Annotated in this window: 15 protein-coding genes; 8 read left to right on the top strand and 7 right to left on the bottom strand. The window is 63.3% G+C overall.

Annotation, left to right across the window (positions count from 1 at the left end; genetic code table 11):
* Positions 1-141 precede the first annotated feature (141 nt).
* Positions 142-390, bottom strand: a complete 249-nt coding sequence (rpsR, locus tag AC1DX0_RS19345) for a 30S ribosomal protein S18 (RefSeq protein WP_006203718.1) — start codon at positions 388-390, stop codon at positions 142-144.
* Entirely contained in the window at positions 390-893 is a 504-nt protein-coding gene (gene rpsF / locus AC1DX0_RS19340; protein WP_027045356.1) for a 30S ribosomal protein S6, read from the bottom strand. The genes rpsR and rpsF overlap by 1 nt, the downstream gene beginning before the upstream one ends.
* Before the next feature lie 464 nt (positions 894-1,357).
* Between rpsF and AC1DX0_RS19335 the strand changes: the two genes are divergently transcribed.
* Positions 1,358-2,995, top strand: a complete 1,638-nt coding sequence (locus AC1DX0_RS19335) for a pilus assembly protein (RefSeq protein ID WP_477219387.1) — start codon at positions 1,358-1,360, stop codon at positions 2,993-2,995.
* A 5-nt stretch (positions 2,996-3,000) separates the two neighbouring features.
* Here the strand turns inward: AC1DX0_RS19335 and AC1DX0_RS19330 are convergent, their stop codons facing one another.
* Entirely contained in the window at positions 3,001-4,929 is a 1,929-nt protein-coding gene (locus AC1DX0_RS19330) for an LTA synthase family protein (RefSeq protein ID WP_477356463.1), read from the bottom strand.
* Positions 4,930-5,207: 278 nt separating this feature from the next.
* Between AC1DX0_RS19330 and fabD the strand changes: the two genes are divergently transcribed.
* The 4 genes from fabD to fabF all read left to right on the top strand — a co-directional run bounded on the left by fabD (position 5,208) and on the right by fabF (position 8,686).
* On the top strand, positions 5,208-6,155 hold the full coding sequence (gene fabD, locus AC1DX0_RS19325) for an ACP S-malonyltransferase (protein ID WP_477219385.1): 948 nt from the start codon (positions 5,208-5,210) through the stop codon (positions 6,153-6,155).
* A 60-nt stretch (positions 6,156-6,215) separates the two neighbouring features.
* Entirely contained in the window at positions 6,216-6,953 is a 738-nt protein-coding gene (fabG, locus tag AC1DX0_RS19320; protein WP_477356461.1) for a 3-oxoacyl-[acyl-carrier-protein] reductase, read from the top strand.
* 199 nt (positions 6,954-7,152) lie between these two features.
* On the top strand, positions 7,153-7,389 hold the full coding sequence (locus AC1DX0_RS19315) for an acyl carrier protein (protein ID WP_006203723.1): 237 nt from the start codon (positions 7,153-7,155) through the stop codon (positions 7,387-7,389).
* Positions 7,390-7,423: 34 nt separating this feature from the next.
* Entirely contained in the window at positions 7,424-8,686 is a 1,263-nt protein-coding gene (gene fabF / locus AC1DX0_RS19310) for a beta-ketoacyl-ACP synthase II (RefSeq protein ID WP_477219383.1), read from the top strand.
* 8 nt (positions 8,687-8,694) lie between these two features.
* Here fabF and AC1DX0_RS19305 read toward each other — a convergent pair whose 3' ends face one another.
* A complete protein-coding gene (locus AC1DX0_RS19305; RefSeq protein WP_477219382.1) occupies positions 8,695-8,946 on the bottom strand; it encodes a hypothetical protein in 252 nt (83 codons plus the stop codon).
* Between AC1DX0_RS19305 and mltG the strand changes: the two genes are divergently transcribed.
* From mltG to gmk, 3 genes are all read left to right on the top strand, one after another.
* Positions 8,945-10,087 carry an endolytic transglycosylase MltG gene (gene mltG / locus AC1DX0_RS19300; RefSeq protein WP_477356459.1) on the top strand — a complete coding sequence of 381 codons (1,143 nt, stop codon included), beginning with the start codon at positions 8,945-8,947 and terminating at the stop codon, positions 10,085-10,087. The two genes, AC1DX0_RS19305 and mltG, sit on opposite strands and share 2 nt — an antisense overlap.
* 157 nt (positions 10,088-10,244) lie before the next feature.
* Positions 10,245-11,135 (top strand): YicC/YloC family endoribonuclease, encoded by an 891-nt coding sequence (locus AC1DX0_RS19295; RefSeq protein ID WP_477219380.1) that lies wholly within the window; start codon positions 10,245-10,247, stop codon positions 11,133-11,135.
* 21 nt (positions 11,136-11,156) lie between these two features.
* Positions 11,157-11,813, top strand: a complete 657-nt coding sequence (gmk, locus tag AC1DX0_RS19290) for a guanylate kinase (RefSeq protein ID WP_051643596.1) — start codon at positions 11,157-11,159, stop codon at positions 11,811-11,813.
* Between the two features lie 39 nt (positions 11,814-11,852).
* Here the strand turns inward: gmk and rsmA are convergent, their stop codons facing one another.
* Genes rsmA through AC1DX0_RS19275 form a run of 3 tightly spaced genes read right to left on the bottom strand, consistent with a single transcriptional unit; the run spans position 11,853 to position 14,671 of the window.
* The gene (gene rsmA / locus AC1DX0_RS19285; protein ID WP_477356457.1) at positions 11,853-12,692 is read right to left on the bottom strand and encodes a 16S rRNA (adenine(1518)-N(6)/adenine(1519)-N(6))-dimethyltransferase RsmA; all 840 of its coding nucleotides are present in this window, start codon (positions 12,690-12,692) and stop codon (positions 11,853-11,855) included.
* Between the two features lie 25 nt (positions 12,693-12,717).
* Positions 12,718-13,734 (bottom strand): 4-hydroxythreonine-4-phosphate dehydrogenase PdxA, encoded by a 1,017-nt coding sequence (gene pdxA / locus AC1DX0_RS19280; protein ID WP_477356455.1) that lies wholly within the window; start codon positions 13,732-13,734, stop codon positions 12,718-12,720.
* 13 nt (positions 13,735-13,747) lie between these two features.
* Positions 13,748-14,671, bottom strand: coding sequence for a SurA N-terminal domain-containing protein (locus AC1DX0_RS19275; protein WP_477356465.1), 924 nt, complete (start codon positions 14,669-14,671; stop codon positions 13,748-13,750).
* Between the last annotated feature and the right edge of the window lie 8 nt (positions 14,672-14,679).

Below are 14,679 nucleotides of genomic sequence, written 5' to 3'. Positions count from 1 at the left end.
CACCTCAACTCGGGATTTCAATGCATGTCGCCCAAAAGTGGTCCCGGTTTTGGGACAACGACATGCATCATCGAACCAACCCTGCGGCGCCCGTCGCCGTGGGAGAAGGAAGCAGGCGGCGAACCGCCTGCTTTGGAAGTCTTAGCGAACCACGTAGGGCAGCAGGCCGAGGAAGCGGGCGCGCTTGATCGCCTTGGCGAGCTCRCGCTGCTTCTTCTGGCTGACGGCGGTGATGCGCGACGGCACGATCTTGCCGCGCTCGGAAATGTAGCGCTGCAGCAGACGCACGTCCTTGTAGTCGATCTTGGGCGCGTTGGCGCCGGAGAACGGGCAGGTCTTGCGGCGACGATGGAACGGGCGCCGGGTCGGGATCTGGTTGATGTCGACCATTATTCTGCACCCCCTTCAAAGCCTTCGCGCGGACGGCGCGGACCACGATCAGCACCGGCGTCGCCACCGAAGCTGCGCGGCGGACGATCGCCACGGTCGCCGCGATCACGGTCGCCGAACGAACGCGGACCACGATCGCCACGGTCGCGGTCGCCGAAGCTGCCGCGCTCGGAGCGCTCTTCGCGCTTCTGCATCATGGCCGAAGGACCTTCTTCATGCGCCTCGACCTTGATGGTCAGGAAACGCAGSACGTCCTCGGACAGACCCATCTGGCGCTCCATCTCGTTGAGGGCTGCCGGCGGGCAGTTGAGGTCCATCAGCGTGTAGTATGCCTTCCGGTTCTTGTTGACCCGGTAGGTGAGGGACTTCARTCCCCAGTTCTCGACCCGGCCGACGGACCCGCCATTCGCGGAGATGACGCCCTTGTACTGTTCGACAAGCGCATCGACCTGCTGCTGCGAGAGGTCCTGCCGGGCAAGAAACACATGTTCGTAAAGAGCCATTATGTCTTCGTGCCTTTCTTCGTTTCTCTCCCGGTTCCCGGCGGCTAAAGCCTCTGCAATTTCTCTGACCCGCAAACCCTTGAAGGGTACGGGGAAGAAAGGAGCATTTCGAGACGGTCGAGAGCGGAGACACGGGAGGCGGAAGCACTTCTGGCTTCACACGAAGGTTTTTGAAAAACCTACGGCCCTCCGTTCAGCCCCCAGCAAGGACCGGCAGATTGGCGGCGTCTATACAGCAATCCCCCGATAAGGCAAGGGCAAGCGGCGTCACCGATGTCGCAGGGCGCTGGATAGTCGGGTGGCGTGGCCGATACGGCCTGGCGATTTCCCGGCAACCGGCCCTTAACCACAATGTCAGGTTGTGCAGGGTTGCGCCCTCGCCGTCAACGGTCGATTCATCATGGAAGGCGCAAATGCCCGGGCAACCCGCGCAGATCAGGCGGCGAGCATTTCCGGGGGTAAGGATGCTTCTCAACAGATTCTGGCGCTCGAAGAGCGGCAATTTCGCGCTTCTGATGGGGCTCGGGCTGCCGGCCATCCTGTCGGCCGTGGCCTTCGCGGTCGACGTGTCCACCATCATGCGAGCCAAGAGCAACCTGCAGAATGCGCTCGACTCCGCAAATCTTGCCTCCTCGCATCTCGGCGATCTCGACATCACCCGCCCCGACGCATTCAACCGCTATTTTCAGGCCAACATCGCCGGGCATGGCGAACTCGCCAACGCGCAGGCGACGCTGACCGTCGACAAGGGCGTCAACTACATCAAGACGAAAGCTGTCGCCTCTGCGGACGTCAATTTGAACTTCGCCTTCCTGTTCGGCCAGAACAAACACATCGTCGTCGATGCCTCGGCCGTCGAATCGAACAATCAGCTCGAAGTCGTGCTGGTGCTGGACAATACCGGCTCGATGGCCGGCGCCCGCATGACGGCATTGAGGACGGCGACGAAGTCACTGCTGGACACGCTCGAGGCGACAAAATCGCCGACGCGCCAGGTGCGTGCCTCGCTGGTTCCCTTCGTCACGGCGGTCAATGTCGATGGCGACGGGTTCGACCCGTCCTGGATCGACATGGACGGCAAATCATCGACCAACGGCATCAATTTCCCCGTCATCAATGGCAAGCGGCCGAACCATATGGCGCTGTTCAAGCAACTGGGGCTGAAGGGCGGATGGAAAGATACGGGATGGAAAGGCTGCGTCGAGGCTCGCCCCGGCACCTACAACATCTCTGATACGCCGCCGGATCCGAACAAACCCGACACGCTGTTCGTGCCTTACTTCGCTCCCGACGATCCAGAGCCCGCCACCAAGCCGTCAGGCTCCTACGGCAACTCGGCCACCGGCTACAACAATTCGTACCTCGACGACACCATCGACAAGGTCAAGCTCGCCGAGCCGGGCGTCAACATACTGGGTATCGACCTCAGCGGCCTGCTTGGCAGCGTGGTCAACGCACTGTTGGGTGCCGACCTGGAAAAGGTCGCCAAATATGTCGCGTCGACGAACAAGATCGTCACCGAGACCGGCAGCGCGATCACGGTTGGCCCCAACCGCTCCTGCCCGACCCCCGTCGTTCCCCTGACCGACGATTTCGACAAATTGCGCAAGGCGGCGAGCCAGATGACGGAGTGGAACGGTTCCGGCACCAATGTCTCCGAGGGACTGTCGTGGGGCATGCGGGTGCTGTCACCCGGCGCGCCCTATACAGACGGGGTGCCATTCAAGACGCCGGGCGTCAGCAAGATCGTCATGCTGCTTACCGATGGCGAGAATGTCGTCTATGGCGCCAGCAATCAGCCGACCAAGTCCGACTATACGTCCTATGGTTATCTGGCGGGTGGCCGCTTCGGGTCGGACAACCAGACAACGGCGGCACGCAATGTCGACGGCTGGACCAAGAGCGTGTGCACGCAGTTGAAGAACGAGGGCGTGCAGATCTACACAATGGTGCTGCAGTCCGACACCGCCGCCAACCGCACGCTCTACAGCGCCTGCGCTTCCGACCCGAGCGGCTATTATGCCGTCAACGATCCGGCAAAACTGCCGAACGTTTTCCAGCAAATCGCCAACAAATTCTCGAAGCTGCAATTGACGAATTGAACCCGTCAACTCGTATGGGCGACGACCTTGTCGACCGTCTCGGGGAAGAAGTCCGGCGCCGCACCGCGCTTGCCGAACATCATGTCGTACTGGATCAGCCGGAAATTGTTGATCGTCGGGTCGATCTCCTTTTGCCGTGACCAATCGGGTGTCGCCTCGCCAGCCGGGGTCAGCAGCAGGTTGCGGTCGACAACGCGGTAGTGCTCCCGCACCTCGCCTAGGAAGCCTGTGTAGTAGGGGTGGGTGATGCCCGCGGCGGTGAGGATATGATAGGGTAGGAAGGCCGGGCTCACCGCGCCCAGATTCTCGACCGGACCGGAGCGGTTCGACCAGATGATCAGCGGTGTCTGGTGATGTTCAAGCGCGGCTTCCGGCGTCGGCTCCTTGCGAGGCGCGACATTGTCCTTGAGGAAACCAGTCTCGACATAGACCGGCCCCAGCGGCGGCAGATGGTCGCCGAAAAACGCGATCACGGTGGGGCGGGAGCGCTTCTTGGCCCATTCGATCAGCCGTTCAAGGCCGCGGTCCGCATCGGCTGAACCCTCTGCATAGCTCAACAGCGAGTCGCGCGCCCATTGGCTGATCGGCGCCTGCACTGCGTGGGTCGGGTTGTAGTAGCGGTTCGGTTCATAGGGACCATGGTTCTGCAGGCTGACCGCGAAGAAGAACACCGGGTCGTCGCTGGCATCGGCTTCGCGGATGATCTCGTCCGTCATCGCCGCATCCGATGCCAGCGGTCCGCGCTTTTCCATCGGCGGCAGCGTCTCTTCCGACTTGAAATCGTTGAAGCCGAAATCGGCATAGACCGCGCCGCGGTTCCAGAACCAGTTGGTGCCGGGATGGATGGCGCGCGCCCGGTAGCCCTCGCTCTTCAGGAAGGTCGCCATCGAAGGCGTCGGCGTGCGCACATATTGCTGGTARGGRATGCTGCCGGCCGGCAGGAAGGCGTTGGAAAARCCGGTCAGCGCCTCGAATTCGATGTTKGCGGTCATGCCGCCRAATTCRGGCGARAACATCKAACCGGARCGCARCGCCCGCACRKTGGGAATGGGGTCSGGCGTGATGGTGACGCCSGGCAGCTTGGTCGSATCCCAGAAGGATTCGCTCATGACGACGATGATGTCGGGTTTTTCATCGGGCACCGAGGCCGCCACCTGCGGCCGTTCGATCGCCGCGATCGCCTTGTCGGAATAGCCCGGCGGTGCCGAGACATGCGCCATCGGCACGTTGAGCGCGAAGGCCAGCGCAAAGCCGTTCGAGGCGTAGTTTTCCTTCTGATCCCACATGATCGGGATGATCTGCAGCCGATCCCTTGTCCACGAGAAGGTGGCATAGTCCATGATCGAGACGAMGAAGGCGAGCAGCGGCACGGYCAGCGTCAGCCGGGCRAGSCGGCCCTTGCGGCTGAGTGCGGGAACCTTGCGGCGCCACAGCCGCCAGCCATAGACGAGCAGCGACAGGCCGGCGACGATGCCGACGACCATGGCGAGCGCGGTCATCGGCCGGTCACGCACCAGGAGCGGCAGCAGGGCGAAGATCTGGCGGGCATAGAGGAAATCGGTCGGATAGAGTGGATCGCCGAGATAATGCGACTTCTGGTGGCCGACAAAAGCCAGCGACAGTGTCAAGGGCGCGACGATCATCAGGCTCTGATGGCTGCGGCCGAGCACCGCGTCGAGGCCGATCAGGATTAGCGCGAACACGACGATGGTCGTCCAGCCCGGCTTGAGCGGCTGCAGGAAGAAAGAGATCGTCCCGGCAAAGTCGCCGCGCACGATCAATTCGATGGCAAACACCAGGATGGTTGAGATCGCCAGGCTGATCAATCCATAACGGACGACCGGCCATCTCCGGCCCGGCAGATAGCCGGTAGACGGATCGTCTTCCAGGAACTGAGGCGCGGCTTTACCTGCGCGTTTCGAACTCTTTGCCACTTTAACTTCCCACCCAGCGACAACCCAAGTCACTCGATTGTCATATAATTGTCACGCAAAGCTAGCGCCTGTGGCGGAAATAAGAAGAGCCAGCAAACGATTCGTGAGCGGTTTTCATCATGAGTGATCGCCAAAAAGCCCTTTCGGAACAGGCACTCGGTGTAGGGTTGCGACTTAGGGCCGGGCTGAACCGGGCTTGACTTGGCGGCCTGCCTTGCGCCACAGGCAGGAAAAACGCGTGTTATCAAGCAAGCAAACCAGTCTTGGAGAGCCCTCGCATGGCCATTGCATTCACCTTTCCGGGACAAGGCAGCCAGGCTGTCGGCATGGGCAAGGATCTCGCCGATGCCTTTCCCGAGGCGCGCAGGGTCTTCCAGGAAGTCGACGACGCGCTTGGTGAAAACCTGTCGAAGCTGATCTGGGAAGGTCCGGAAGAGACCTTGACCCTGACGGCCAATGCGCAGCCGGCGCTGATGGCTGTGTCACTGGCGGCGATCAGGGCGCTGGAAGCGCGCGGTTTCTCGCTGAAGGACAAGGTCGCCTACGTCGCCGGCCATTCGCTGGGCGAATATTCGGCCCTTGCCGCCGCGGGTTTTGTTTCCGTTGCCGATGCCGCCCGGCTGCTGCGCATTCGCGGTAATGCCATGCAGGCGGCGGTGCCGGCCGGCGAGGGCGCCATGGCGGCGATCATCGGGCTGGAGCAGGCAGATGTCGAAGCCGCTTGCACCGAGGCCGCGCAAGGGTCCGGCAAGGTTTGCCAGATCGCCAACGACAATGGCGGCGGCCAGCTGGTGATTTCCGGCGCCAAGGCCGCGGTCGAACTGGCGGCGAAACTGTGCACCGAAAAGGGCGCCAAGCGGGCGCTGATGCTGCAGGTCTCGGCGCCCTTCCATTCGGCGCTGATGGCGCCGGCGGCCAATGTCATGCGCGACGCGCTCGCCGGGGTAGCAAAGCATGCGCCGGCGGTGCCCGTGCTGTCCAACGTCACCGTGACCCCGACCAGCGATCCCGACGAGATCGCGCCGCGCCTGGTCGAGCAAATAACCGGCCGTGTGCGCTGGCGCGAAACGGTGGAATGGTTCGGCACCAACGGCGTTGCTACGCTTTACGAGATCGGCGCCGGCAAGGTGCTGTCGGGCCTGGCACGACGTATCAACCGCGACATCGCTACCGCGTCGGTCGGCACATCGGCCGATGTTGAGGCCGCGCTGGCCGCACTTTCATAATCCACTGGCGATTTGACCCCTTCCGTGTGAAGGCTGTTCTCTCAGATCAGGAGACAAAAAATGTTCGAACTGACCGGCCGCAAGGCGCTCGTCACCGGCGCATCGGGAGGCATCGGCGAGGCGATTGCCCGCGTGCTGCATGCGCAAGGCGCCATTGTCGGCCTGCACGGCACCCGCATCGAGAAACTGGAGATCTTGGCAGGCGAACTCGGCGACCGGGTCAAATTGTTCTCGGCCAATCTGTCGAACCGCGACGAGGTCAAGGCGCTCGGCCAGAAGGCGGAGGCCGAGCTCGAAGGCGTCGATATCCTGGTCAACAATGCCGGCATCACCAAGGACGGATTGTTCGTGCGTATGTCGGACGCCGATTGGGACTCAGTGCTCGAAGTCAATCTGACCGCCGTTTTCCGGCTGACCCGCGAACTCACCCATCCGATGATGCGCCGCCGCCATGGCCGCATCATCAACATCACCTCGGTGGTTGGCGTGACCGGCAATCCCGGCCAGACCAATTACTGCGCCTCCAAGGCCGGCATGATCGGCTTTTCCAAATCGCTGGCGCAGGAGATCGCCACCCGCAACATCACCGTCAATTGCGTCGCCCCGGGCTTCATCGAATCGGCCATGACCGACAAGCTCAACGACAAGCAGAAAGAGGCGATCATGGCRGCGATMCCGACMCGSCGCATGGGCACSASYGYYGAAGTSGCCTCCGCSGTCGCCTACCTCGCCTCCAACGARGCCGCCTACGTYACCGGCCAGACCATCCATGTCAACGGCGGCATGGCTATGATCTGACGGATACGGCGGGGCTGTGAAAAGAGACCATTTCGCCTTGGACCTCAGCCATTTTTCGTGTAATGCGGCCCGCAACCCGGCGGTTCGGGCAAAAACCGGTCCGTGGCCGTTGCGTTTCCGGCAGGACCATCTTTCAGCTTGATTAGCGGCATTCTGCCCGCTAACGAAGACAGACAAACAAAAGACGAGGATGCCCCAAATGAGTGACACCGCAGAGCGCGTCAAGAAGATCGTCATCGAGCACCTTGGCGTCGATGCCGACAAAGTGACGGAGCAGGCGAGCTTCATCGATGATCTGGGCGCTGACAGCCTCGACACGGTCGAACTCGTCATGGCGTTCGAAGAAGAATTCGGCGTCGAGATTCCCGACGACGCAGCCGAGACCATCCTGACGGTCGGCGATGCGGTGAAGTACATCGACAAGGCTTCGGCCTGACGCTTTCCGCAGTCATCACCGGGGAGGACCTGCGATGAGGCGTGTCGTCGTCACGGGCCTAGGGTTGTTGTCGCCGTTCGGCATGGGCTTCGAGCACAGCTGGAAGGAACTTCTGACCGGCCGCAGCGCCGCCAAGCGCATCACCGAGTTCGAGGTGGAAGATCTTGCTTGCAAGATCGCCCACGTCGTTCCGCGTGGTGACGGCAGCAATGCCACCTTCAATCCCGAGGCCGTGCTCGAGCCGAAGGAATTGCGCAAGATCGGCGACTTCATCCTGTACGGGATTGCCGCCGCCGATGAGGCGCTGAAGGATTCCGGCTGGGAACCCAAGACCCACGAAGAGCAATGCGCCACCGGCGTGCTCATCGGTTCGGGCATTGGCGGCATCGAAGGCATCGCCGAGAACGCGATGATCCTCAAGGAGCGCGGCCCGCGCCGCATCAGCCCCTTCTTCATTCCGGGCCAGATCATCAATCTCGTCTCCGGCCAGGTTTCGATCCGGCACGGGCTGAAAGGCCCGAACCATGCCGTTGTCACGGCCTGTTCGACCGGCGCGCACGCCATTGGCGATGCTGCCCGGCTGATCATGTGGGGCGATGCCGACGTTATGGTCGCCGGCGGCGCCGAGGCGCCGGTGACGCGGCTGTCGATCGCCGGCTTCGCCGCCTGTCGGGCGCTGTCGACCGATCGTAATGACACGCCACAAACGGCGTCGCGTCCCTATGACCGTGACCGCGACGGCTTCGTCATGGGCGAGGGCGCCGGTGTCGTGGTACTGGAAGAGCTCGAGCACGCCAAGGCGCGCGGCGCGAAGATCTACGCCGAGGTGACCGGCTACGGTCTCACCGGCGATGCCCATCATATCACGGCTCCGGCGGAAGACGGCGACGGGGCTTTCCGGTGCATGACCGCAGCGTTGAACCGGGCCAAGCTGACGCCTGCAGATATCGACTACATCAACGCGCACGGCACCTCGACCATGGCCGACACGATCGAACTCGGCGCTGTCGAGCGCCTGGTCGGCAATGCGGCGTCGAAGATTTCGATGTCGTCGACCAAGTCGTCGATCGGCCATCTCCTGGGCGCGGCGGGTGCCGCCGAAGCGATCTTTTCGATCCTCGCTATCAGAGACAATGTCGCGCCGGCGACCATCAACCTCGACAACCCGGAGCGCGAAACCGCGATCGACCTGGTGCCGAACAAGCCTCGCTCCCGCCAGATCGACGTGGCGTTGTCCAATTCCTTCGGTTTTGGCGGCACCAACGCTTCGCTGGTGTTCCAGCGCTATAATGGCTGATCGTCCGGCTACCGGGCGATGCTTCGGTCTGCCGTCAATTTTGCCATATTCGCCCCTACTCTGCCGCAGGGGATTCGTTGGGCGATCAAACGGTAGGGCAAAATGAACACAAATCCGTCGGGCAACGGAGAATTCGGGCAGCGGCCGGCGAACACCGGGCCGATCGTACCGAAGACAGCCAGCGAGGCTTTGCGGCCGGAAGCCGGAACGCCGCCGCCGAAGCGCTCGCGCGCTTCGCGCAGCCAGGTCGTCGTGTTCATGAACTTCGTCATCTCCCTGGTGATGCTGATGGTTCTGGCAGCGGGTGCGGCGCTTTACTTCGGCAAGCAGGAATTCACCGAAGCTGGCCCCTCGGCCAATGGAGACACCTTCCTGGTCAAGCCGAACACCGGCGTCGCCGACATCGCCGACCAGCTTGAGCGCCGCGGACTGATCAGCGACGCCCGCGTCTTCCGCCTTGGCGTGCGTGCCTTCGGCAACGATTCCGCGCTCAGGGCCGGCGAATACGAGATCAAGCCCCGGGCATCCATGCGCGACATCATGGAGCTTCTGAAGAGCGGCAAGTCGGTGATGTACTCGCTGACCATTCCAGAAGGGCTGACGGTCGAGCAGGCGCTGCAGCGTATCGCCGACGAGCCCGCCTTGAGTGGCGACATGCCGTCGACAACGCCCCCCGAGGGCAGCCTTGCCACCGACACGCTGCGCTTCACGCGCGGCGCGACGCGTCAGCAGATGATCGACAAGCTGGTGGCCGATCAGAAGAAGCTGGTCGACGAAGTATGGCAGCGGCGCGCGCCGGACCTGCCGCTCGCCAATGTCGAGGACTTCGTCACCCTGGCCTCGATCGTCGAGAAGGAAACCGGCAGGGGTGACGAGCGTTCGCGCGTCGCCGCCGTGTTCCTCAACCGGTTGGCCAAGGGCATGCGCCTGCAATCCGATCCGACCATYATCTAYGGYCTGTTCGGCGGYAAGGGSAARCCKGCSGACCGCCCGATCTACCAGTCSGAYATYCAGAAGCMGACGCCYTACAACACCTATSTGATCARCGGCCTGCCGCCGACGCCSATYGCCAATCCSGGCCGYGCMGCRCTYGARGCCGTSGCCAAYCCRTCGAAGACCGRYGATCTCTATTTCGTCGCYGACGGCACSGGCGGYCAYGTCTTTGCSGCGACGCTSGAWGAGCACAATGAGAACGTCGCCCGTTATCGTGCGTTGCAGAAGAAGCAGGCCGATGACGCGGCCAAGGCCGCCGCTGCCTCTGGTACAAACGGCAATGCCGACAAGCCTGCTACCGACAAGCCTGCGGACGACAAGCCGGCTACCGACAAGCCTGCCGATGGCAGCGACAGCACCGGTGGCGACAATGGCGATGCCGGCGGCGATGCGGGTGACGCCCAGTAGGACGAAGAAAGGCGTTGCCCGGAAGGCGACAGCCTGACATTTGAAAGAACGCCAAGCGTCCGATTTTGACGCACCCGCGGCGTGGTTGTTTTAAAGCCGCACTTGCCCCGTCCGGAAAACTGGCTTTGGGGTGATGCGCCAGGGGTGTGCAGGCGACATGAATTTGCAGAGCATGACCGGATTTGCGCGTGCCGTCGCCGAGCATGACGGCACCTCGATCGCCTGGGAGGTCAAGTCCGTCAACGGCAAGAGCGTCGAGGTGCGGCTGCGGCTGCCGCAAGGTTTCGAGCGGCTGGAGCCGACGGTCAGGCAAACGCTGCAGAAGTGTTTCGCCCGTGGCAATTTCCAGGCGACGCTGACCATCGGCCGCGCCGCCGGCGCGCAGGCGCAACCCGTTGTCAACGAGGCCTTTCTGAAAGACCTTGCGGGTCTCGCCAAGCGGCTGCAGGAACAATTCGGCGTTGCCCCCGCGACGGCTGACGGGTTGCTGTCGCTGCGTGGCGTGCTCGACATTCCCGAAACCGTGGAAACCGAAGAGGCGCGCACCGCGCTCGACATCGCCATCATGACTGCGCTCGACGTGGCACTGAAAGGGCTGGAGCAGGCACGGCAGGGCGAGGGTGCGGCACTGGCTTTGCTGCTGTCCGGCCACATCGACGCCATCGAGGCGCTGACGCTGCGCGCGGAGGCGGATCCGTCTCGCGACACCACGGCGATCCGGGAACGCATCGCCGAGCAGATCAAGCTGCTGATGGACGCGTCCGCCAATCTGGATGCGAGCCGCCTGCATATGGAGGCGGCGTTYCTCGCTACCAAGGCTGATATCCGCGAAGAGATCGACCGGCTGAAAACGCATGTCGCATCTGGCCGGGCCTTGCTTGAGGGCGGCGGCGCCGTCGGCCGCAAGCTCGATTTTCTGGCACAGGAATTTAACCGCGAATCGAATACGCTGTGCTCGAAGTCGAACGCCGCAGCCGTCACCGCGATCGGACTGGAGCTGAAGGCCGTGGTCGACCAGTTTCGTGAACAGGTCCAGAATCTGGAGTAGCCGATGGTTGCCAAGGAACCGATGGTTGCCAGGGATTTGGGGTCCCGCATCCGCCGCCGGGGGCTGATGCTCGTGCTGTCGTCGCCATCCGGCGCCGGCAAATCGACGATCGCGCGCAACCTCCTGGAAAGCGATTCCAGCCTCGAACTGTCGGTCTCGGTCACCACCAGACCGCGCCGCGGCTCAGAGATCGAGGGTGTTCACTACCATTTCCGCACCATGCGCGACTTCGAGCGGCTGCGCGATTCCGATGCGCTGCTTGAATGGGCCGAAGTGCACGGCAATTGCTACGCGACACCGCGCGAACCCGCCGAACTGGCGCTGGCGCAAGGCCGCGACATGCTGTTCGACATCGACTGGCAAGGCGCACAGCAGCTGAAGGAGAAGATGCGTGCCGACATCGTCTCGATCTTCATCCTGCCGCCATCGATGAAGGAATTGAAGGCGCGGCTGAAACGTCGGGCCGAGGACCAGGAAGCGGTGATCGAGACGCGGCTGAAGAACGCCCGCAACGAGATCGAGCACTGGAAGGAATATGATTTCGTCATCGTCAATGACGATCTCGACCGTGCCTTCGCCGAGGTGCGCGGCATCGTCGTCGCCGAACGATTGCGGCGGGACCGCCGGCCCGGGCTTTTTGATTTCGTCTCGGGATTGCTGGACGAGAAAACGGTGTGAAGTCTTTTTTCCTTCTCCCCGTTCACGGGGAGAAGCGAGCTACACCGCATTGGTCAGTCGAACAAATTCCTCGACGCTGAGCGTTTCGGCGCGGCGGGTCGGATCGATGCCCGCGCGCTCGAGCAAGGCCTCACCGCCAAGGCTTTTCACGCTCTGCCGCAGCATCTTCCGGCGTTGGCCGAAGGCGGCTTCGGTGACGCGGCCGAGTTTCTTGACGTCAGCGGGCAGAGGTGTCGTGCGCGGCTCCAGATGGACCACCGAAGAGGTGACCTTGGGTGGCGGCGTGAASGCYTGSGGTGGCACGTCGAAGGCRATCCTSGCYTSCGTGCGCCAGCCGGCCAGCACGCCAAGCCTGCCATAGGCGTCGCTGCCGGSSSCGGCGACGATGCGCTGCGCCACTTCGCGCTGGAACATCAGSGTCATCGAAGCGTAGAAGGGCGGCCAGGCCGGGACCGTCAGCCACCGCACCAGCAACTCGGTGCCGATGTTGTAAGGCAGGTTGGCCACGATCCGCACCTGGCCACTGTCTCCGGCAGCCGCGGAGGCGAGGGCGGCGAAGTCGGTCTTCAGCGCGTCTCCGGAAATCACCTCCAGCCGGCCGGGATAGTGAGCGGCGACTTCGGCAAGGGCAGCCAGGCAGCGTTCATCGCGCTCGATGGCGACGACSCGGCGGGCGCCGTTGGAAAGCAGCGCCCKTGTCAGCCCKCCGGGRCCSGGTCCGACCTCGATCACCACGGTGTTTGTGAGATCGCCTGCGCTGCGCGCGATCTTGCCGGTCAAATTGAGGTCGAGCAGGAAATTCTGACCAAGCGCCTTYTTYGCCTGCAGCCCATGGCGCTCGATGACATCGCGCAGCGGCGGCAGACCGTCGATGCTCATGCGTTCGGACCCGAAACGGCAGCGCTCATGCGGCTACCGCCTTTGCGTCGGTGTCGGCGAGCTTTCTGGCGAGCTTCAGCGCCGCGATCAGGCTGTCGGSSCGCGCAATGCCCTTGCCGGCGATGTCGAAGGCAGTGCCRTGGTCTGGCGAGGTGCGGATGAAGGGCAGGCCGAGCGTSACGTTGACCGCYTCGTCRAAGGCCAGTGTCTTGGCCGGGATCAATGCCTGGTCGTGATACATGCATAGGACCACGTCATAGCTTGCCCGTGCCCGCGCATGGAACAGCGTATCGGCCGGCAGCGGGCCGAAAGCATCGATGCCTTCGGCGCGCAGGATGTCGACCGCCGGCCGCACGATACGCTCGTCCTCCAAGCCCATGGAAGCGCCTTCGCCGGCATGCGGATTGAGGCCGGCAATGGCAAGCCTCGGCCTGGCAATGCCGAAGCGGCCGGCCAGATCGGCCGCGGTGATGCGCGCGGTCGCGACGATCAACTCGGTGGTCAGCACCTTCGGCACCTCGGCCAGAGCGATGTGGATGGTGACGGGAACCGTGCGCAGGTCAGGGCCTGCCAGCATCATGACCGGCATCGCGTCGACACCACTGTGCCGGGCCGCCAGGTGCGCCAGATATTCGGTGTGGCCGGGAAAGCGGAACCCGGCGTCGTAGAGCGGCTTCTTGGCGATCGGGCAGGTGACGACGGCGGCGGCGTCTCCGGCAAGGCAGGCGGCGACAGCGCGGTCGATGGCCTCGACGGTGCCGGCCGCATTGGCCGGATCCGGCCGGCCAGGACTGTCGACGAACTGGGCCGCCAGTGGAACGATCGGCAAGGTATGGGCGAATATCTGCGCCGCTTGCGCCGGTATTGTCTCGACGATCGGCACCGACACGCCCAGCCGGCTTGCCCGCGAGGCGATCAGCGTCGGATCTGCCAAAAGATAGAAGGCGGGCAGGCCGACTGCCTCGCGCGCCAGGAAGGCGGCGATGGCGATTTCGGGGCCGATGCCGGATGGATCGCCGACGCTCAGCGCCAGCGCGGTCATCGCGCTCTTCACGTCAGCGCTTGACGATGCGGGCTTTCGCCTTCAACTCGTCGACATATTTCTTGCTGAGATCGTCGGCGGCCTTGTCGTTGGAGCCTTCGCTCTGGAACACCATCTGGGCTGTCTTGTCGTCGGATACTTCGCGCGATGAGCAGATGCCGATGAACTCGACGCCGCGCTCGGTCTCGCGCGTGGTGGTGGCGCCGCCGACCTTGGTGGCCTTGATCTGGTCGGCCCAGTCCGGCGGCAATTGCGGCGCAAGCACCCGGCCGAGATCGCGAACGGTAACGTCGATGAGGCCCTTGGCGAATTCGCGCGTCGTGGTGCAGCCGTTGWAGCGGGCGCGCATGGCATCGGCCTCGCGCTTGCGCTTGGCCAGCGTCGCGCCGCGTTCGGCAGCGGGCACGACGAAGATGACCTGCTGCAGCATGTACTCGGTAGCGCTCGGCTTGGCCCCGCCCTTGTCGAGCATGCGCCTGACCGCATCCTGTTCGGTCACGCTGCCACCTTCGCCGGAACGGTAACGCGCGCTCAAGGCCTGGTTCCAGGCCATCTGGGCACGGATGAACTCCTTGAAATGGTCCTTGCCGACGCCGGATTTCTCCATCACGCCATCAAGCTGGCTGATCTGCATTTTGTTGCCCGCGGCAAAGCGCTGATAGGCAGCCTCGACCTGGGCATCGGTGATGCGGATGCCAAGCCGCTTGGCCTCGGCCATGCGCAGCGTCTGGTCGATCATTTCCTGGGCGGCATCGCCCTTCTTGCGCTGCAGCTTAAAAAAGGCGGCGCGATGCGCGATATCGCCTGACGTGATTGGTATGTCGTTGACGATGTATTTGATCTCGCTGGCGAAAGCCGGCGGCGTCATGACAGTCATCGACACGGATGTCGCCGCCACAAGCAGCGCGAACCCTGCTGAAAAGAGGTATTTCCTCATCATTAGCA

Source organism: Mesorhizobium sp. P3_A9, from assembly GCF_056402975.1.
Note: the sequence above shows the minus strand (reverse complement) of the source record. Positions and strands in the feature narration are given on the sequence as shown.

Coding starts and splice junctions, on each gene's coding strand:
- AC1DX0_RS19335 (WP_477219387.1), top strand. CDS start 1,358: ATGCTTCTCAACAGATTCTGGCGCTCGAAGAGCGGCAATTTCGCGCTT.
- fabD (WP_477219385.1), top strand. CDS start 5,208: ATGGCCATTGCATTCACCTTTCCGGGACAAGGCAGCCAGGCTGTCGGC.
- AC1DX0_RS19315 (WP_006203723.1), top strand. CDS start 7,153: ATGAGTGACACCGCAGAGCGCGTCAAGAAGATCGTCATCGAGCACCTT.
- fabF (WP_477219383.1), top strand. CDS start 7,424: ATGAGGCGTGTCGTCGTCACGGGCCTAGGGTTGTTGTCGCCGTTCGGC.
- AC1DX0_RS19305 (WP_477219382.1), bottom strand. CDS start 8,946: ATGAACACGACGACCTGGCTGCGCGAAGCGCGCGAGCGCTTCGGCGGC.
- gmk (WP_051643596.1), top strand. CDS start 11,157: ATGGTTGCCAGGGATTTGGGGTCCCGCATCCGCCGCCGGGGGCTGATG.